Origin of the sequence: Comamonas sp. BIGb0124, from assembly GCF_003752175.1 — a bacterium.
In the GTDB taxonomy this organism is placed as follows: domain Bacteria; phylum Pseudomonadota; class Gammaproteobacteria; order Burkholderiales; family Burkholderiaceae_C; genus Comamonas_F.
In genome coordinates, this window is the sequence record NZ_RJVF01000014.1 from 272,601 (window position 1) to 291,135 (window position 18,535).

The 18,535-nt window shown below is 65.2% G+C and carries 18 protein-coding genes; all 18 read left to right on the top strand.

Annotated elements, in window-relative coordinates; genetic code table 11:
- The first annotated feature begins 12 nt into the window (after positions 1 to 12).
- The 18 genes from plsX (at position 13) to acpS (ending at position 18,533) form a co-directional block, all read left to right on the top strand.
- Positions 13 to 1,092, top strand: coding sequence for a phosphate acyltransferase PlsX (gene plsX, locus EC845_RS19225; RefSeq protein WP_123299851.1), 1,080 nt, complete (start codon positions 13 to 15; stop codon positions 1,090 to 1,092).
- 72 nt (positions 1,093 to 1,164) lie between these two features.
- A complete protein-coding gene (locus EC845_RS19230) occupies positions 1,165 to 2,145 on the top strand; it encodes a beta-ketoacyl-ACP synthase III (protein ID WP_123299751.1) in 981 nt (326 codons plus the stop codon).
- Positions 2,146 to 2,217: 72 nt separating this feature from the next.
- The gene (gene fabD, locus EC845_RS19235; RefSeq protein WP_123299752.1) at positions 2,218 to 3,171 is read left to right on the top strand and encodes an ACP S-malonyltransferase; all 954 of its coding nucleotides are present in this window, start codon (positions 2,218 to 2,220) and stop codon (positions 3,169 to 3,171) included.
- 56 nt (positions 3,172 to 3,227) lie between these two features.
- Positions 3,228 to 3,974: a 3-oxoacyl-ACP reductase FabG gene (fabG, locus tag EC845_RS19240; RefSeq protein WP_123299753.1), complete on the top strand. Its 747-nt coding sequence runs from the start codon at positions 3,228 to 3,230 to the stop codon at positions 3,972 to 3,974.
- A gap of 133 nt (positions 3,975 to 4,107) precedes the next feature.
- The gene (gene acpP, locus EC845_RS19245) at positions 4,108 to 4,347 is read left to right on the top strand and encodes an acyl carrier protein (RefSeq protein WP_123299754.1); all 240 of its coding nucleotides are present in this window, start codon (positions 4,108 to 4,110) and stop codon (positions 4,345 to 4,347) included.
- Positions 4,348 to 4,654: 307 nt separating this feature from the next.
- The gene (gene fabF / locus EC845_RS19250) at positions 4,655 to 5,902 is read left to right on the top strand and encodes a beta-ketoacyl-ACP synthase II (protein WP_123299755.1); all 1,248 of its coding nucleotides are present in this window, start codon (positions 4,655 to 4,657) and stop codon (positions 5,900 to 5,902) included.
- Positions 5,903 to 6,050: 148 nt separating this feature from the next.
- Positions 6,051 to 6,473, top strand: coding sequence for a hypothetical protein (locus EC845_RS19255; RefSeq protein WP_148077349.1), 423 nt, complete (start codon positions 6,051 to 6,053; stop codon positions 6,471 to 6,473).
- Positions 6,474 to 6,528: 55 nt separating this feature from the next.
- On the top strand, positions 6,529 to 7,161 hold the full coding sequence (gene rpoE / locus EC845_RS19260; protein ID WP_123299757.1) for an RNA polymerase sigma factor RpoE: 633 nt from the start codon (positions 6,529 to 6,531) through the stop codon (positions 7,159 to 7,161).
- 63 nt (positions 7,162 to 7,224) lie between these two features.
- Positions 7,225 to 8,058, top strand: coding sequence for a sigma-E factor negative regulatory protein (locus tag EC845_RS19265; RefSeq protein ID WP_123299758.1), 834 nt, complete (start codon positions 7,225 to 7,227; stop codon positions 8,056 to 8,058).
- Between the two features lie 73 nt (positions 8,059 to 8,131).
- A complete protein-coding gene (locus tag EC845_RS19270; RefSeq protein WP_123299759.1) occupies positions 8,132 to 9,181 on the top strand; it encodes a MucB/RseB C-terminal domain-containing protein in 1,050 nt (349 codons plus the stop codon).
- Between the two features lie 174 nt (positions 9,182 to 9,355).
- A complete protein-coding gene (locus EC845_RS19275; RefSeq protein WP_370451357.1) occupies positions 9,356 to 10,837 on the top strand; it encodes a Do family serine endopeptidase in 1,482 nt (493 codons plus the stop codon).
- Positions 10,838 to 11,354: 517 nt separating this feature from the next.
- The gene (gene lepA, locus EC845_RS19280) at positions 11,355 to 13,163 is read left to right on the top strand and encodes a translation elongation factor 4 (RefSeq protein WP_123299760.1); all 1,809 of its coding nucleotides are present in this window, start codon (positions 11,355 to 11,357) and stop codon (positions 13,161 to 13,163) included.
- Between the two features lies 1 nt (position 13,164).
- Positions 13,165 to 14,136: a signal peptidase I gene (gene lepB / locus EC845_RS19285; RefSeq protein ID WP_123299761.1), complete on the top strand. Its 972-nt coding sequence runs from the start codon at positions 13,165 to 13,167 to the stop codon at positions 14,134 to 14,136.
- 301 nt (positions 14,137 to 14,437) lie between these two features.
- The gene (gene rnc, locus EC845_RS19290; protein WP_233598179.1) at positions 14,438 to 15,121 is read left to right on the top strand and encodes a ribonuclease III; all 684 of its coding nucleotides are present in this window, start codon (positions 14,438 to 14,440) and stop codon (positions 15,119 to 15,121) included.
- Between the two features lie 446 nt (positions 15,122 to 15,567).
- On the top strand, positions 15,568 to 16,494 hold the full coding sequence (gene era, locus EC845_RS19295) for a GTPase Era (RefSeq protein WP_123299853.1): 927 nt from the start codon (positions 15,568 to 15,570) through the stop codon (positions 16,492 to 16,494).
- Positions 16,495 to 16,509: 15 nt separating this feature from the next.
- Entirely contained in the window at positions 16,510 to 17,277 is a 768-nt protein-coding gene (gene recO, locus EC845_RS19300; RefSeq protein WP_123299763.1) for a DNA repair protein RecO, read from the top strand.
- Between the two features lie 50 nt (positions 17,278 to 17,327).
- Positions 17,328 to 18,113 (top strand): pyridoxine 5'-phosphate synthase, encoded by a 786-nt coding sequence (locus tag EC845_RS19305; protein ID WP_123299854.1) that lies wholly within the window; start codon positions 17,328 to 17,330, stop codon positions 18,111 to 18,113.
- Between the two features lie 6 nt (positions 18,114 to 18,119).
- Positions 18,120 to 18,533: a holo-ACP synthase gene (gene acpS / locus EC845_RS19310; protein WP_123299764.1), complete on the top strand. Its 414-nt coding sequence runs from the start codon at positions 18,120 to 18,122 to the stop codon at positions 18,531 to 18,533.
- Positions 18,534 to 18,535: the final 2 nt, after the last annotated feature.

An 18,535-nucleotide genomic window follows, 5' to 3' on the forward strand; every position in this document is an offset into this window, starting at 1 on the left:
TGAGAGATGACCATCACCACCATCGCCGTTGATTGCATGGGGGGCGACCATGGCCCTCGAGTCACTTTGGCGGCTTGCCGGCATTTTCTCGACAGCCATCCCGACGCTCGCCTGTTGCTGGTCGGTCAGGCCGATGCGCTGGCCGGTTTCGAACACCCGCGCGCCCGGTCCGTGATCGCCACCGAGGTGGTGGCCATGGACGATCCGATCGAACTGGCTCTGCGCCGCAAAAAAGACTCGTCGATGCGCGTGGCCATCGTTCAGGTCAAGGACGGGCATGCAGAGGCTGCGGTTTCGGCCGGCAATACGGGAGCGCTGATGGCCATCGCCCGTTATGTGCTCAAGACCCTCGAGGGGATCGAGCGGCCCGCCATCGCCTATCCCTTGCCCAACGCCAAGGGCGAGGCCACGACGGTGCTGGATCTGGGCGCCAATGTCGACTGCACGGCCGAACATCTGTTGCAGTTCGCCGTCATGGGTTCGGCCCTCGACTCGGTGCTCAAGGACAAGGCGCGGCCGACGGTCGGCCTGCTCAACATCGGCTCCGAGGCCATCAAGGGCAGCGAAGAAATCAAACGTGCAGGCGAACTGCTGCGTGCAGCGGCGGCGACCGGTGCCATCGACTTCTATGGCAACGTCGAAGGCAACGACATCTTCAAGGGCACGTCCGACATCGTGGTCTGCGATGGTTTCGTCGGCAATGTCGCGCTCAAGACCACCGAAGGCCTGGCCTCGATGATCGGCCAATTCCTCAAGCAGGAGTTCTCGCGCAACATCCTGACCAAATTTGCCGCCATCGTGGCCTATCCGGTCCTAAAGGCTTTCAAGACGCGTGTCGATCATCGCCGCTACAACGGCGCGGCACTGCTCGGACTGCGGGGACTGGTGTTCAAGAGCCATGGCTCCGCCGATGCATTGGCCTTCGAGCATGCGCTTCAGCGCGCGTATGATGCGGCACGAAACCAGTTGCTCCAGCGGGTCCAGGCCCGCATCGCCCAGGCCGCGCCGCTTCTGTTGCCCGCGACCGGCGCGGAGCCGTTACAACAACAGCCGGCAGCGCCCGCGCGCCATCCTTCGGTATCCCAGGCTTGACCCGGTCGGGTCCGGCTGCCGTGTGGATCGGATGCACGCTCGGTCAGGGCCGGTGAGAGATACGCATCAGCTATGACCAGACGTTATTCACGCATCACCGGAACGGGCAGCTTTCTGCCCGAGCAGCGCATCAGCAATGACGAGCTGGCTGCCCGACTGGCCCTCGACGGCATCGAGACTTCAGATCAATGGATCGTGGAGCGGACGGGCATCCACGCGCGTCATTTCGCTGCGCCCGATGTCGGCAGCAGCGACCTGGCGCTCGAAGCCTCGAAGCGCGCCTTGGCGGCAGCAGGACTGCAGGCCGACGATCTGGATCTCATCATCGTGGCGACGTCGACGCCCGACATGGTGTTTCCCTCCACCGCCGCGCTGCTGCAGCACAAGCTGGGCACCGCGGGCAGCGCGGCGTTCGACGTCCAGGCGGTCTGCAGCGGCTTCGTCTACGCCCTGACCGTGGCCGATGCCATGATCCAGAGCGGTTCGGCCAACCGGGCCCTGGTGGTCGGGGCCGAAGTGTTTTCGCGCCTGCTCGATTTCACCGATCGCACCACCTGCGTTCTGTTCGGCGACGGCGCCGGTGCCGTGGTGCTCGAAGCCAGCGACCGGCCGGGCATCCTGGCCAGCGACCTCCATGCCGACGGCAAGCATGCCGGCATCCTGTGCGTGCCGGGCAACGTCTCGGGCGGCAAGGCGATGGGCGATCCGCTGCTCAAGATGGACGGCCAGGCGGTGTTCAAGCTGGCCGTGGGCGTGCTCGAGGATGCGGCGCGCCAAGTTCTGGCCAAGGCCGACAAGACCGCAGCGGACATCGACTGGCTGATTCCGCATCAGGCCAATATTCGCATCATGCAGATGACGGCGCGCAAGCTGCGCCTGCCCATGGACAAGGTCATCGTCACCGTGGGCGAACACGGCAACACCTCGGCAGCCTCGATTCCGCTGGCACTTGACGCGGGCATCCGAGACGGCAAGATCAAGCCTGGCGACACGCTCATGCTCGAGGGCGTGGGGGGCGGCTTCACCTGGGGTGCGGTCCTGCTCGACCTCTGACCGGCACTGCAAGGCCCGACATCCCGTGCCGCATCGAGCGGCTTCAGTTCAACCTCCACCGATCCCACATCCATGGACTCCACCTTCGCATTCGTTTTTCCCGGCCAGGGCTCACAGTCTGTCGGCATGCTCGACGCCTGGGGCGACCATCCCGTCGTGCGTGCCACGCTCGAGGAAGCGTCGACCGCGCTGGGCGAAGACATCGCCAAGCTGATCCACGAAGGCCCCAAGGAAGCGCTGGCCCTGACCACCAACACCCAGCCCGTGATGCTGGTGGCCGGTGTGGCCGCCTGGCGTGTCTGGGAGGCCGAAGGCGGCGCGACGCCGGCCCTGGTAGCCGGCCATTCGCTGGGCGAGTACTCCGCTCTGGTCGCTGCCGGTGCGCTGTCGCTGGCCGATGCCGCACCGCTGGTGCGTTTCCGTGCCCAGGCCATGCAGGATGCCGTGCCCGTGGGGGTCGGTGCCATGGCGGCCGTGCTGGGCCTGCCGGCCGGCATCGTGATCGACACCTGCGAAGAGGTGGCGCGCGGTTTCGGCGATGGCAGCGGCGAGGTGGTCGAGGCCGTCAACTTCAACGATCCGCTCCAGACCGTGATCGCCGGCAGCAAGGCCGCGGTCGATGCCGCCTGCGAAGCGCTCAAGAAGGCCGGTGCCAAGCGCGCCCTGATTCTGCCGGTTTCGGCTCCTTTCCATTCCAGCCTGATGCGGCCGGCGGCCGAGCGCCTCAAGGAGGCGCTGGCATCGACCTCGTTTGCCGTGCCCCGCATCACGCTGATCAACAACATCGACGTCACCGAACAGTCCGAGCCGGATGCGATCCGTCAGGCGCTGTACCGCCAGGCCTTCGGCCCGGTGCGCTGGGTCGAGACCCTCCACACCTTCAAGACCCGGGGCATCACGCACATCGTCGAGTGCGGACCGGGCAAGGTGCTCTCGGGCATGACCAAACGAATCGCACCCGAGCTGACGGCTGTCGCCGTCTACGATCCCGCCACGCTGGCCGAAGCCCAGGCCGCTCTGGCCTGAGTGCCGGCGGCCGCGCGGCTGCGTTGCGGTCCTTTTTTTGAATCTCTATCCACACCATGACTGATGTGAAATTTGCGGGCCAAGTGGCCCTCGTCACCGGCGCTTCGCGCGGTATCGGCGCAGCCATCGCCAGCGAACTGGCGGCCCAGGGCCTCAAGGTCATCGGCACCGCCACGACCGAATCCGGTGCCCAGAAGATCACCGAAGCGCTGTCTGCCTGGGGTGGCCAGGGCCATGCGCTGGACGTCAACGATGCCGCCGCTTCCGAGGCGCTCATCAACGCCATCGTGAAAGAGCATGGCGCCTTGCACGTTCTGGTCAACAATGCGGGCATCACGCGGGATACGCTGGCCATGCGCATGAAGGACGACGACTGGGATGCGGTCCTCGACACCAATCTCAAGGCGATCTTCCGCCTCAGCCGCGCCGTGATCCGGCCCATGATGAAACAGCGGTATGGCCGCATCATCAGCATCACCAGCGTGGTGGGCGCCTCGGGCAACGCAGGACAGGCCAACTACGCGGCGGCCAAGGCCGGCGTAGCAGGTCTCACGCGTGCGCTGGCCCGGGAGTTGGGCAGCCGCAACATCACGGTGAACTGTGTGGCACCGGGCTTCATCGCCACCGACATGACCGCAGTGCTGCCCGAAGAGCAGCACAAGGCCCTGCTCAGCCAGATTCCGCTGGGCCAATTGGGCCAGCCGTCCGACATCGCCCACGCCGTGGGTTACCTCGCCAGCCCGCAGGCCGGCTATGTGACCGGGCAGGAACTGCATGTCAATGGCGGCATGTACATGAGTTGACGGCAGCAGCGTTTGTCGCTGCTGTTTTCGATGGCCGGGTGTCCGCACGGCCCAACCCTCGTCATGCATGGGAGTAGTCCATGCAAGGCCGGTTAGAATGACGGATTGTTTAGACTACCCCCAGAGGGAAACCATGAGCGATATCGAAGCACGTGTCAAGAAAATCATTGCCGAACAACTCGGCGTGGAAGAGTCCCAAGTGACCAACGAAAAGGCCTTCGTGGCCGACCTGGGCGCAGACTCCCTGGACACGGTTGAGCTGGTGATGGCTCTCGAAGATGAGTTCGGCATTGAAATCCCGGACGAAGATGCAGAGAAGATCACCACGGTGCAAAACGCCATTGACTACGCAGTGGCACACCAGAAGGCCTGATGGCCGTTTGCCTTGACCGGAACAGATCGGCACGATCCGCCCCTTGTGGGCATTGCACAGGGATCTTGCTGTGTTCTCCGGCAGGCCTGGAGTTGTCCTGCATGTCAGGGCTCTCCGTTGGAACAGTCCGATCTCGCCAATGTGCGGCGACAGCAGGGGACGCAAACAGCAGTCCTTCGGCCCCTGTGGCGACTTTCCTTCATTCCTTTCCAGAATTTTTACAGCGCCGGCAAGGCGCCGCATCTGCCAGGCAACTGGTGGTCGGCGTGCGGGCGTCTGTCCAACACTCTCTATAAGCGAGCGAGCTATGTCCAGACGTCGTGTTGTCGTCACCGGCCTGGGTTGCGTCAGTCCCGTTGGCAATACGGTTGATGCAGCCTGGAGCCAGTTGCTGGCCGGTCAGTCCGGTGTGGATCTGATCCGGGCCTTCGATGCTTCCAACTTCGCCTGCAAATTCGCCGGCCAGGTCAAGGACTTCGACATCACGCAATACATGCCCGAGAAGGAAGCGCGTCACATGGACCGCTTCATCCATCTCGGCTATGCGGCAGCCGTCCAGGCAGTGGCCGACAGCGGTCTGAAGACGGGCGACGACCTGTCCCTCGAGCAGGCCGAACGCATCGGCGTGAACATCGGCTCGGGCATCGGCGGTCTGCCGATGATCGAAGGCACGCATGGCGAATACGCCAACCGCGGGCCGCGCCGCATCTCGCCCTTTTTTGTGCCGGCTTCGATCATCAACATGATCTCCGGCCACGTCTCCATCCGCTACGGCTTCAAGGGTCCGAACATCGCGGTGGTCACGGCCTGCACCACGGGCCTTCATGCGATCGGTATGTCGGCTCGCATGATCGAGTACGGCGATGCCGATGTGATGATCGCCGGCGGTGCCGAGTCGACCGTTTCCCCTCTGGGTGTCGGTGGCTTCGCGGCCGCACGCGCCCTGTCGACCCGCAACGACGATCCGCAGACCGCATCGCGTCCGTGGGACAAGGACCGCGACGGCTTTGTGCTGGGCGAGGGCGGTGGTGTGGTGGTGCTCGAGGAATATGAGCATGCCAAGGCGCGCGGCGCCCGGATCTATGCCGAACTGATCGGTTTCGGCATGAGCGGCGACGCCTATCACATGACGGCTCCCAACGTGGACGGCCCGCGCCGTTCCATGGCCATGGCGCTGAAGAATGCCGGCATCAATGCCGACGAGGTGCAGTACCTCAATGCGCATGGCACATCCACGCCGCTGGGCGATGCCAACGAGACCCAGGCCATCAAGGCCGCTTTCGGTGACCACGCCAAGAAGCTGGCCGTGAATTCGACCAAGTCGATGACCGGCCATCTGCTGGGCGGCGCCGGCGGCATCGAGACGGTGTTCACCGTGCTGGCTCTGTATCACCAGAAGAGCCCGCCCACCATCAACATCTTCAACCAGGATCCCGAGTGTGACCTCGACTACGTGGCCAACACCGCGCGGGACATGAAGATCGATATCGCCGTCAAGAACAACTTCGGTTTCGGCGGCACCAACGGCACGCTGGTGCTCAAGCGCGCCCCCTGATCGCCTCCCCCTCCGACCTGGCATCCGGGTCGGGGCGGCGGCAAGGCCGATTGTCTGTTGATGCGCCGTGCGGCCCGACTTTCAACGCTACAACGCGCCGGCTACGCCGCAGGGCCGGGTCGGTGCGTGCCGTCGTCTCTCCTGGATCATGTGGAGCGTCTGGGGTGTCGGCGTGTTGCTGGGGTGGGGCTGGGCGCTGCAGACGACGTTTTTCTCGGGCGGCGGCTTGATTTTGGCCCTGTCGCCCCTATCTGCCTGGCTCGTGCGCTCCAATCTTCGAAGCCTCGAGCAAGGGGTCTTGCGCTGGACCGGCCTGCAGTGGCTGTGGCTGGCCGACGGTTCGCCGCCGTCTGCAGGCGTGTCCGTCGCCGTTCAGCCCATGCTGGATGTCCAGTGGGCGATCTTGCTGCGCTGCAGCGGGCCACAAAGCCCGGGCGGACGGCTCCCTCGCTGGCTCTGGATGGCGCGTGTCGTGCACGAGGCCGACGACGAGGCATGGCTGTCGTTGCGTCGTGCTGTATATTCCCCCGCCAGACGTGAGCCGGATGCGGCGAGCGTCTCCGAATCCTGAAGAGCGTGGTGCATGCGCCGCGCAAACTTCGTTTTTATGAGCACTGCCACGCCTGATGACTGAGGCCATCCCACCCCAACCCGCGGATCCGGACAGCGATTCCGAGCTGGTGCGCCGTACCTTGGAGGGTGATCAGCGGGGATTCGAACTGCTGGTCATCAAATACCAGCGACGGATCCAGCGTCTCATCGGCCGCATGGTGCGTGATGTCGATCTGGTCGAGGACATCGCCCAGGAGACCTTCATCCGGGCCTACAAGGCCCTCGGACAGTTCCGTGGCGACGCGCAGTTCTACACCTGGCTCTACCGGATTGCGGTCAATACCGCCAAGAAGGCGCTGGTCGACATGAAGCGCGATCCGGTGCTCACGGAAAGCGCTTTGCGCGGGGCGAGCGACGACGATGAAACTTCCCGCCCCGAAAACGAACCAATCAGTTCCGAGACCCCGGAAGCGTCTCTGCAAGCCAAGGAAATCGCCAATGCCGTGAACGCGGCCGTCGAGGATTTGCCCGAGGAGTTGAGGCAAGCCGTGACGCTGCGCGAGATCGAAGGGTTGAGTTACGAGGAAATCGCCCAGATGATGAATTGCCCGATCGGTACCGTCCGGTCGCGTATCTTCAGGGCACGCGAAGCGATTTCCGCCAGGGTGAAACCGTTGCTGAACAAGCAGACCGGAAAACGCTGGTAAGGCCGGTTTTGCGTGCGGTGCGATGTCTAGAACAAGAGCGAGTGGTCGCGAAAGGTTGCGAAAATGAGTACGGAACTGAATGGCGTGCAGGCGCGTGACCGCGCATGCGAGCAATTGTCGGCGTTGATGGATGGCGAAGTCGAGCGCGCGGCCTGCGCGGCGCCCATGGGGGCGATCGCGCGCGATCCCGGGCTGCTCGAGGACTGGGCGGATTACCAGCGCATCGGCGATGTCATGCGTGGCGGTGCGGCGCTGGCGGGGTCGGGCAACGAACTGGCCTTCCTGGCTGCTTTTCGCGAGCGACTGGCGGCCGAACCGGACGTGCAGACGGTCGTTGCAGACAACGTCTTGCCGCTCAATACGCCCAGCGTGCCTGTGCAACGGGCCGAGCCGGCTCCGCGCAGCGCGGCCAACGACGGAATCTACCGTTGGAAGATGGTGGCCGGTCTGGCCACCGTGATGGCCGTTCTGGTGGTGGGCTGGGCAGCGCTCGACGAATCTTCGCTCGCGCCCGCGACGCCTGCGCCGCAAGAGATTGCCCTGCAGCAGCCTTCGGCGCCCGCGCCTCAACTGGCTGCCGGCGGATCCTTGGCCGGCGATGCGGCCATTCAGCAGGTGTCGGCCAGTGTGGCCGGGGCAGGCTCGGCCGTGGCTTTGCTGCCTCAGGGCTCGCTGCGCCGCATTTCCCAGCCGGGTCTGGTGGTCGAGCGCGAGGCGGTCGGCTCGGTGGCTTCCCGTTACGCCCTTCAGGCCGCCAACGACGGCGGCGTGGAGAGCATGATGATCCGCGATCCCCGTCTCGATGAATTCCTTGCCGCGCATCGCCAGGGCGGTGCGTCGGTGCTGCAGACCCCGGTGGACTTCGTGCGCGACGCCACCGTGCAGTCGGCACCTTGAGCTGCCGCAACCGGATGGGTCGCTCAAGGTCGAGTGCGGCGCGTCTGTTTGATTTGTCCTGAATCCTTTGTCCATGACCGTTCTTTCAGCTGTGCGTCTCCCGAGCACTCGTGCCTTGTGCGTGGGTGCGGTCATGTTTGTGGCGTGTGTCTCCGGTGTCTGGGCGCAGCAGTCTGCAGCGCCGGGCCCGACGGCATCGCCCGCTGCCCAGCCCCAGAAAACCGTCGACGAATGGCTGGAGCGCCTGCAGAGCGCACCCCGGCGCAACAGTTATGCCGGGACCGTCGAGGTCTCCATCGGCGGACACGTGTCTTCGTCCCGCATCGAGCACACGCTGGTGGGTGGGCAGACCGTCGACCGCATCGAGACCCAGGGCAACCGTCCCCGCATCGCCTACCGCCATGCCGACGAAGTGCTGACCCTGTGGCCCGCCAGCCGCCAGGCCGTGCGGGAAAAGCGCGATCCGCTGATGAGTTTCCCCAACCTGCTGCAGGGCCCTGCCAGCCGCCTGTCCCAGGTGTACCGGGTCGGCGTGGCCGGTTCGGACGCGGTTGCGGGCCATGCATCCAAACGCATCGACCTGATGCCTCGCGACGACTGGCGGTTTGGCTACCGGCTCTGGAGCGAAGCTCGCACCGGTTTGCCGGTGAAGATGCAGATCGTCGATGCGCGAGGGCAGGTGCTCGAACAGTCGGCTTTCTCCGAACTGCGCCTGTCGCCGGCCCTGGATGTCGACGCCCTGGAACGCCAGCGCCGCGACCTCGAAGGCTATACCGTCAAGACGTCGTCCCTGCAACGCACCACGGCGGATCAGGAAGGCTGGCGCCTGTCGCGCGACGTTCCGGGTTTCATGCCGGTGAGCTGTTACCGGCGTGAACTGGGGCACGGCGACTCCGCCGGTGCGCCGGTCGCCATGCAATGGATTTTTTCCGACGGCCTGGGTTCCGTTTCCCTGTTCCTGCAGCCCTACGACAGCGCACAGCATCTGCGCGAGGTCCAGCTCGTGCAAGGCGCGACCCATGTGCTCACGCGCCGGGTGCAGGACTGGTGGCTCACGGCCGTGGGCGAGGTGCCGGCCCAGACCTTGCAGGCCTTCGCCGACGCGCTCGAACGCAAGCCCTGAGGGGCACCGAGGGTCACGGCCACCTCACCCCATAATGTGTGGCAGTCTTGAATGCCGCGATTGCGCCTGCATGTTGAGCGCAGCGGTCGCGATCGAACGGCTGCCCAGTGAACTTGGGCCAGGATTTGGGGTCGCACCCAGCAATTCCGCTTTGATGACAGGAGAGATGGAAGTATGGATATGGTCTCCAAATGGAAGCGTACGCGCAGCGTGATGTTGACCGCGGCCCTGGTCGTGGCGACCAGCGGGGCGTTGTGGACACCCTCGGACGCCTATGCCCAGGTTCAGGGGCTGCCCGATTTCACGCAACTGGTCACGCAGAACGCGGGCTCGGTGGTCAACATCCGGGCGACCGAGCGCGTGGCGGCCAACAGCGCCCCTGGCGGTGGCCAGATGGACGAGGAAATGCAGGAGTTCTTCCGACGTTTCTTCGGCGTGCCGATGCCCAGCCAGCCCACGCCGCGCCGCGGCCAGCCGCAGCAGCCCCAGCAGGAAGAGGAACGGCCCACGGGCGTGGGCTCCGGCTTCATCCTGACGACCGACGGCTTCATCATGACCAACGCCCATGTGGTCGAGGGTGCCGATGAGCTGCTGGTGACCTTGCCCGACAAGCGCGAGTTCAAGGCACGCCTGATCGGCGCGGACGCCCGGACCGATGTGGCCGTGGTCAAGATCGAGGCGACGGGTCTGCCCGCCGTCAAGATCGGCGACCTCAACCAGCTCAAGGTGGGCGAATGGGTGATCGCCATCGGCTCGCCGTTCGGACTCGAAAACACCGTCACGGCCGGCATCGTCAGCGCCAAGCAGCGCGATACCGGCGACTATCTGCCTTTCATCCAGACCGATGTGGCCATCAACCCGGGCAATTCGGGCGGACCGCTCATCAACATGCGGGGTGAGGTGGTCGGCATCAACAGCCAGATCTACTCGCGGTCGGGCGGCTTCATGGGCATTTCGTTCTCGATTCCGATCGACGAAGCCATCCGCGTGAGCGACCAGCTGCGGGCAACCGGCCGGGTGACGCGCGGCCGCATCGGCGTGCAGATCGATCAGGTGAGCAAGGACGTGGCCGAGTCCATCGGGCTCGGCCGTCCGCGCGGTGCGCTGGTCCGCAGCCTGGAGCCGGGCTCGCCGGCCGAGAAGGCCGGCATCGAGCCGGGCGACATCATCATCCGCTACGAAGGGGCCGATATCGAGCGCACCAGCGATCTGCCGCGCCTGGTCGGCAATACCGCTCCGGGCAAGAAGGCCTCGATTACCGTGTTCCGTCAAGGCAAGCCGCGTGAACTGTCGATCATGGTGGCGGAGTTCGAACCCGAGCAGAGTGCATCGGCGGCCGCCGCCAAGTCGCAGGCGGCACCGAGCGCCGGGGCTGTGCAGTCGCTGGGCCTGAACCTGCGCAACCTGACCGCAGCCGAGAAGTCCGAGCTCAAGGTCAACGGCGGTGTGTGGGTCGATGGGGCCCAAGGCCTGTCGGCACGGGCGGGCGTGCGGGCGGGCGACGTGGTGCTGTCGCTGGCCAATCAGCCGGTGTCGGATGTCCGTTCTTTCGAAGCCCTGTATGCCAAGGTCGACAAGGCCAAGCCCCTGACCCTGCTGCTGCGCCGCGGCGAATGGGCCCAGTACGTGGTGATTCGTCCGGGCCCGCAACGCTGAGTCTGGCGTCGCCGGGCGCCGTGCCGGCGCCGGCCCCGGCTGGGCCGGTCAGGGGCATGCCAGCCTGTGCTGATCGGGTTTGCGGAAAATGCCACGGTATGCACAACAGGCTGCCGGCCCCGGCCTCGGATGGGCTTGGCCAGACTAACAACCGTTTTCGGTAAAATCGGGGACCGGATTTTTCCTGAGGTTATAAGCAGCGCCTGGCGGTTCACGATGTGGGACCGATATGCCCTACAGCCCCGTTCATCCGGGGCTGGGCTTTTTGGACGGTTATAAGAAGCCGTTCCAGGCCTGGATCTCGGGGAGGATCGCAGGTTGTTGTATTTTCGCGGCAGCCGTGCAATGCGTTCGATTCGACAGTCTTGGGTGTGGTGTCTGGGGGATTTGCCTACAATGAAGTCCCAACCATCGCAGTTGCCGAAGATTGTTGGTTTAAGGGCGCGTCGCAGATTGACGCGCCTTTTTTTATGCCGGCCCGAGCCGGCGTTTGTTCTCCTCAACAGCGGTTCCCTTGATGAATCACATTCGAAATTTTTCCATCATCGCGCACATCGACCACGGCAAGTCGACGTTGGCCGACCGCCTGATCCAGCGCTGCGGCGGCCTGGAGGAGCGCAATATGGAAGCCCAGGTGCTCGACTCGATGGACATCGAGAAGGAACGGGGCATCACCATCAAGGCGCAGACTGCGGCCTTGCAGTACAAGGCCAAAGACGGCCAGATCTACAACCTCAATCTGATCGATACGCCCGGCCACGTCGATTTCTCGTATGAGGTCAGCCGTTCGCTGTCGGCCTGCGAAGGCGCGCTGCTGGTGGTCGACGCCTCGCAGGGCGTGGAAGCCCAGACGGTGGCCAACTGCTACACGGCGCTTGACCTGGGCGTCGAGGTGGTGCCGGTGCTCAACAAGATGGATCTGCCCCAGGCCGATCCCGAAACCGCCAAGGCCGAAGTGGAGGACGTGATCGGCATCGATGCCAGCGAGGCGATTCCCTGCTCGGCCAAGACCGGCATGGGCGTCGACGAGATCCTCGAGGCCATCGTCGCCAAGGTGCCCGCCCCGCGCGGCCAGCCCGATGCGCCGCTGCGCGCCATGATCGTCGACAGCTGGTTCGACAGCTACGTGGGCGTGGTGATGCTGGTGCGTGTGGTCGACGGCCGCCTGGGCAAGGGCGAGCGCATCAAGATGATGGCCACCGGTGCGGTCTACAACGCCGACAACCTGGGCGTGTTCACACCGGCCAACCTGGTGCGCGATTCGCTCGAAGCGGGCGAGGTGGGCTACATCATCGCGGGCATCAAGGAGCTCAAGGCCGCGAAGGTGGGCGACACCATCACGCTCGAGAAAAAGCTGCCCAACAACCTGGGCCCCGCCACGTCGGCGCTGCCCGGTTTCAAGGAAATCCAGCCGCAGGTGTTCGCCGGCCTCTATCCGACCGAAGCCAGCCAGTACGACGCGTTGCGCGACGCACTCGAGAAGCTGCAGCTCAACGATGCTTCGCTGCAGTACGAGCCCGAAGTGAGCCAGGCCCTGGGTTTTGGCTTCCGTTGCGGTTTCCTGGGGCTGCTGCACATGGAGATCGTGCAGGAACGGCTCGAGCGTGAGTTCGATCAGGACCTGATCACCACCGCGCCCAGCGTGGTCTACCAGGTGGTGAAGGCCGACGGCGAGATCCTCATGGTCGAGAACCCGTCGAAGATGCCCGACGTGGGCCGCATGGCGGAGATCCGCGAACCCATCGTGACCGTGCATCTCTACATGCCGCAGGACTACGTGGGCGCGGTGATGACGCTGGCCAACCAGAAGCGCGGCGTGCAGATGAACATGGCCTATCACGGCCGTCAGGTCATGCTGACCTACGAGATGCCGCTGGGCGAGATCGTGCTGGACTTCTTCGACAAGCTGAAGTCGGTGAGCCGCGGTTATGCGTCGATGGACTACGAGTTCCTCGAGTACCGGGCCTCGGACGTGGTCAAGGTCGACATTCTGCTCAACGGCGAAAAGGTCGATGCGCTTTCCATCATCGTGCACCGCAGCCAGAGCCAGTATCGCGGGCGCGCGGTGGTGGCGAAGATGCGCGAGATCATCAGCCGGCAGATGTACGACGTGGCCATCCAGGCGGCCATCGGCGCAAACATCATCGCGCGTGAGACAATCAAGGCGATGCGCAAGAACGTGCTGGCCAAGTGTTACGGCGGCGACGTCTCGCGCAAGCGCAAGCTGCTCGAAAAGCAGAAGGCTGGCAAGAAGCGCATGAAACAAATCGGTTCGGTCGAAGTGCCGCAAGAGGCATTCCTGGCCATTCTGCAGGTGGAAGATTGATATGGCTTGGTTGACCGGCGCGATTCTGGCGCTGTTCGCGGCTTATGCCGCCGGCTGGTACACAGGTGCCATCCAGGGAAATTTCGCAGTTCTGCTGCTGGCGGCCACGGTGGTGACCGGGGTGTACTGGGTGGCCGAGAAACTGGTCTTCCTGCCGCGCCGCCGCGCCGCCGCTGCGCAGTTCGAGCTGCAGTTGGCACAACGCCAGGCTGCGCTCGACGCCCAGGGCATCCGGCATGTCGAGGGCGGCGAGCCCGTCGCCAAGACCCGCGAGCGCCTCATCATGCAGCCCTGGTGGCTGGATTGGACGGCAGGCCTGTTCCCGGTGATCGTCATCGTGTTCGTGCTGCGTTCCTTCCTGTTCGAGCCCTTCAAGATTCCCTCGGGCTCCATGATCCCGACGTTGCTGGTCGGCGACCTCATCCTGGTCAACAAATACCACTACGGTCTGCGTCTGCCGGTGATCAACAAGAAGCTCACCGACGGCTCGCCGGTCGAGCGCGGCGACGTGATGGTGTTCCGGTACCCCATGAACACCAACCTGGATTACATCAAGCGGGTGGTGGGCCTGCCGGGCGATACGGTCTCCTATCTGAACAAGCAGCTCACCGTGAATGGCGAGCCGGTGGCCAAGTCGGCCCAGCCCGATTTTCTCGACGAGCAGAGCATGCGCTACGAGAAGCAGTACGAAGAGAAGCTGGGCGGCGTCGACTTCAGGATCCTCAACGATCCTTCGCGGCCGACCATGCTGCCGGCGACCTACGATTTCCCGCAGAAGGAACTGTGCGACTACAGCGCCCAGGGCTTCGTGTGCAAGGTGCCTGCCGGCCATTACTTCATGATGGGCGACAACCGGGACAATTCCGAGGATTCGCGCTACTGGGGTTTTGTGCCCGACGAAAACATCGTCGGCAAGGCCTTCTTCATCTGGATGAACTTCGGCGACTTCAAGCGCATCGGAAGTTTCCACTGACGTGCTGTCCAACCGGTGCGCCGCGGGGCACCTCGCCGGCTCCGGCGGCCGGCAGCCCGTCCTTGGGGACAGCGCACTTGGCTGTTGCGGCAAGTCCCTGTACAAATAGGGCCAGGGAACTGCCTTCGGTCCGATCGGGCCGGCAACAGGCCCGCCAGGCGACCGCCCGCTTGCGGGCATGCCGTGGCGGCCTTATTTTTTCAGGACAGGCCGGGTTCCCCTTCAGGGCCGACGGTCCTGTCCTTCAGCGATTGAACGACGCGTGAGTCCACAAGCTACCTCATCATTGTCCCGGCCTCCCTTGAGTCCTGCCCTGCGAGCGCTGCAGCAGCGGTTGCAGCACGAATTTGCGCGTCCCGAACTGCTGGAGCAGGCGCTGACCCATCGCAGCTTCTCGTCCACGCACTACGAACGCCTCGAGTTTCTGGGCGATTCGGTGCTGAGCCTGGCGGTTTCGGGCCTGCTGTTCGAGCGGCTGGGCTCGCTGAACGAAGGCGACCTGTCGCGTGTACGGGCCAATCTGGTCAAGCAGGACACGCTGCACAGCCTGTCGGTCGATCTCGGGCTGCCCGGCATGATGCGGCTGGGCGAGGGCGAAGCGCATTCGGGTGGCCACAAGCGGCCGTCCATTCTGGCCGATGCCCTCGAGGCGCTGATCGGTGCGGTTTACCTGGATGCCGGTTTTGCCGCTGCCGATGACCTCGTGCGTCGGCTCTACCGCAATGTCGAGATCAACCCCCAGATGCAGGCCGCGAGCAAGGACGCGAAGACGGCTTTGCAGGAGTGGCTGCAAGGACGCAAGATGCAGTTGCCGGCTTACCGGGTGGCTGCCACCACGGGCGCCGCCCACCAACAGACCTTCGATGTGGAATGCCTCATCGAAGAATTGCAGCACACGGAGCGCGGCCTGGGTGGCTCGCGGCGTGCTGCGGAGCAGGCTGCCGCCGCGGCCATGCTGACTTATCTGAAAGCAAACCAGCCATGAACGCCGGATCGAGCAAAAAAACTTCCAAGACCAGCCAGGCGTCCGCGCCCCAGGCTCCCGCTGCCCAGTCGGCCGACGAGCTCGAGGCCTTGCTGGCTCAGGTGGGCCTGGGCCGGCAGCCCTCGGCTGCGCCCCAGCCGGATGCCGAACCCGCCGCCGCCCCGGCGGCCGTGGCCGAGCCTGCACCCGCCGAGCCGGCACCGGTCGTGGAGGGCTCCGAGGCCGGCGATGTTCCGGCCGAGGATGCCGAAACGCCGCCCCAGGCCGCCGCACTGGCGCCGGCCCAGCGGCGCCGCACGCCGGTGCAGACCCCGGCTGCGGCACCGGCCGCCGGGACGCCCGAAACCGCCCTCGAGGACGACGGCGAAGAGACCGACGACGACGGCGAGGATGACGAAGACGATCTGGCCGACGCCGGCGAGCCCGGCTCGCGCGCGGCCCAGGTCCTGGAAGCCGTGGGCGCCGCCCTGTCGAACGGCCCGTCGCGTTGCGGTGTGATTGCCATCGTGGGCAAACCCAACGTCGGCAAGTCGACGCTGCTCAACGCCTTGATCGGCCAGAAGATCAGCATCACGTCGCGCAAGGCCCAGACCACCCGTCACCGCATCACCGGCATTCGCACGCTGGGCCAGGCGCAGTTCATCTTCGTCGACACCCCGGGTTTCCAGACGCGGCATGCCACGGCACTCAACAAGTCGCTCAACAAGACCGTGATGGGCGCGGTGAGCGATGTCGACCTGGTGCTGTTCGTGGTCGAGGCCGGCAGCTTCACGCTGGCCGATGCCAAGGTGCTGTCGCTCCTCAAGCCCGGCATTCCGGCGCTGCTCGTCGCCAACAAGCTCGACCGCGTGCACCGCCGTGCCGAAATCGCGCCGTGGCTGCGCGACATGCAGCAGCGTCACGATTTCACCGAGTTCGTGCCGATGTCGGCCAAGAACCGGGGCGACATCGGCCGCCTGTTCGGCATTTGCGCCAAGTACCTGCCCGAGCAGCCCTGGTGGTATGCCGAGGACGAGCTGACCGATCGCAGCGAGAAGTTCCTGGCCAGCGAGACGGTGCGCGAGAAGCTGTTCCGTTTCACGGGCGACGAACTGCCCTACACCTCGACCGTGATCATCGACAAGTTCGACGAGGAAACCAGCAAGAAGCACGGGCGTCTGGTGAAGATCGCCGCCACCATCGTGGTCGAGCGCGATGGCCACAAGGCCATGGTGATCGGCGAGAAGGGCGAGCGTCTCAAGCGCATCGGCACCGAAGCCCGGCAGGAACTCGAGAAGCTCATGGACTGCAAGGTCTTTCTGGAACTGTGGGTGAAGGTGCGTTCGGGCTGGGCCGACGACGAAGCGCGCGTGCGCTCTTTCGGCTACGAGTAAAGACAGGCCCGCCGCATGGCCCCCAGACGCACGACGGTGCAGGAGGACGCGTTTGTCCTGCACCACTACGACTGGAGCGAATCCAGCCTGATTCTCGATGTGTACACGCGGTATCGGGGCCGTGTGGTCCTGGTGGCCAAGGGCGCCAAGAAACCGACATCCAACTTCCGTCCGGTGCTGCTGCCGCTGCAGCCGCTGCGTGTGACCTACGGCATGAGCGAAGGCGAATCCGAGGTGCACAACCTGCGTGGAGCCGAATGGCTGGGTGGGCATGTCATGCCGGGCGGAGATGCGCTGCTTTCGGGTTATTACCTCAACGAACTGCTGATGCGCCTGCTGGCGCGCGACGATCCGCATGTGCCGGTGTTCGAGGCCTATGCCCGGACGGTGGCGCACCTGGCCGACCGCGGCCTGGCCGACAAGCAACCGGCGCTGCGGGCCTTCGAGCTGGTGCTGCTGCGTGAAACGGGCTGGCTGCCGGCGCTCGACGTGCAGACCCAGACGCTGGAGCCCCTGGCGCCCGAGCTGAGCTATGTGCTGGTGCCCGAGGCCGGGCTGCGTCTGGCCCAGGACGGCGAACGTGCGGCGCTGAGCGGACAGCAGTGGCGGACGCTGCAGGCATTGCTGCAATCGGCCGACACGGCCGCCTACGGCGTGCTGCAGACGGTGTGCGGACAGGCCGGTGCCGCGTTGCGCAGCCAGTTGCGCACGCTCCTGAACTACCATTGCGGCGTCGGCACCCTGCGCACCAGGCAGATGATGCTGGACTTGCAAAGCCTCTAGCCGGCGGTGTGGCCCGATTCGCGCCGCGGCATTTTCATGGATTTCCGACCGTGACCCTCCCGTCCTCCACCGCTCTGTCCGTCAACGTCAACAAGGTCGCGCTGTTGCGCAACACCCGCAATCTGGGCATTCCCAGCGTCACCCGGGCGGCGCAACTGTGCCTGCAGGCCGGTGCCCAGGGCATCACGGTACATCCCCGGCCCGATGCCCGGCACATCCGTGGCGACGACGTGCATGCGCTGCACGCGCTGCTGCGCAAGGACTGGCCCCGCGCCGAATTCAACATCGAAGGCAATCCCTTTCACAACCTGATGGACTTCGTGCGCGAGCTGCGGCCGCACCAGGCCACTTTCGTGCCCGATGGCGAGGGCCAGTTCACCAGCGACCACGGCTGGTCGCTGCCGCAGGACCTCGACAGGCTGCGCCCGCTAATCCAGGAGTGCCGCGACCTGGGTGTGCGCGTGAGCCTGTTCATGGATGCGGACGCCCCGGTCATGGCCCATGCCCGGGACGCCGGTGCCGATCGGGTCGAGCTCTATACCGAACCCTATGCCGCGGCCTGGGGCACATCCGACCAGGCCCTGCAACTGGCCCGTTTTGCCGATGCCGCAAGTGCGGCCGCGCGGGTCGGACTGGGCGTCAACGCCGGTCACGACCTGAATCTGGACAACCTCGCCGGACTGGTGCGGGGCCTGCCCGCGCTGGCCGAGGTGTCGATCGGCCATGCACTGATCGCCGATGCGCTGGAACGAGGCTACGTGGCTGCGGTCCAAGCCTATCGGGCGGCCATCGACCAAGGGGTGGCTGCACGCGAGGGGGCGCCGCAGGGCGCTTGAAACACCATGATCTATGGCATCGGCACCGATATCTGCGACGTGCGGCGCATCCGCGCCTCCTGGGAAAAGCATGGCGAACGGTTCGTGCGCCGCATCCTCAGCGATGTGGAGTACGCCACCTGGCAGTCGCGCCATGCCCGCTGGCCCGAGCGTGGCGTGCGTTACCTGGCCACGCGGTTCTCGGCCAAGGAGGCCTTCAGCAAGGCCGTGGGCATGGGCATGCGCATGCCCATGACCTGGCGCAGCTGCGAGATCGGCAAGCTGCCTTCGGGCCAGCCGGTGATCGTGCTGCACGGCGCGCTCAAGGCGTGGTTCGAGAGCCATGACCTGGTGGCCCATGTCACCGTGACCGACGAATCGGACTACGCGGCCAGCTTCGTGGTCGTGGAATACCGAAACCCGCCTGTACAGGCATCCTGATT

Bases quoted from the DNA above. Each gene is read 5' to 3' on its own strand.
- EC845_RS19230 (WP_123299751.1), top strand. From the start codon at position 1,165: ATGACCAGACGTTATTCACGCATCACCGGAACGGGCAGCTTTCTGCCC.
- EC845_RS19265 (WP_123299758.1), top strand. From the start codon at position 7,225: ATGAGTACGGAACTGAATGGCGTGCAGGCGCGTGACCGCGCATGCGAG.
- recO (WP_123299763.1), top strand. From the start codon at position 16,510: ATGGCCCCCAGACGCACGACGGTGCAGGAGGACGCGTTTGTCCTGCAC.
- acpS (WP_123299764.1), top strand. From the start codon at position 18,120: ATGATCTATGGCATCGGCACCGATATCTGCGACGTGCGGCGCATCCGC.
- fabG (WP_123299753.1), top strand. From the start codon at position 3,228: ATGACTGATGTGAAATTTGCGGGCCAAGTGGCCCTCGTCACCGGCGCT.
- acpP (WP_123299754.1), top strand. From the start codon at position 4,108: ATGAGCGATATCGAAGCACGTGTCAAGAAAATCATTGCCGAACAACTC.
- EC845_RS19275 (WP_370451357.1), top strand. From the start codon at position 9,356: ATGGATATGGTCTCCAAATGGAAGCGTACGCGCAGCGTGATGTTGACC.
- rpoE (WP_123299757.1), top strand. From the start codon at position 6,529: ATGACTGAGGCCATCCCACCCCAACCCGCGGATCCGGACAGCGATTCC.
- EC845_RS19255 (WP_148077349.1), top strand. From the start codon at position 6,051: ATGTGGAGCGTCTGGGGTGTCGGCGTGTTGCTGGGGTGGGGCTGGGCG.
- lepA (WP_123299760.1), top strand. From the start codon at position 11,355: ATGAATCACATTCGAAATTTTTCCATCATCGCGCACATCGACCACGGC.
- lepB (WP_123299761.1), top strand. From the start codon at position 13,165: ATGGCTTGGTTGACCGGCGCGATTCTGGCGCTGTTCGCGGCTTATGCC.
- fabD (WP_123299752.1), top strand. From the start codon at position 2,218: ATGGACTCCACCTTCGCATTCGTTTTTCCCGGCCAGGGCTCACAGTCT.
- fabF (WP_123299755.1), top strand. From the start codon at position 4,655: ATGTCCAGACGTCGTGTTGTCGTCACCGGCCTGGGTTGCGTCAGTCCC.
- EC845_RS19270 (WP_123299759.1), top strand. From the start codon at position 8,132: ATGACCGTTCTTTCAGCTGTGCGTCTCCCGAGCACTCGTGCCTTGTGC.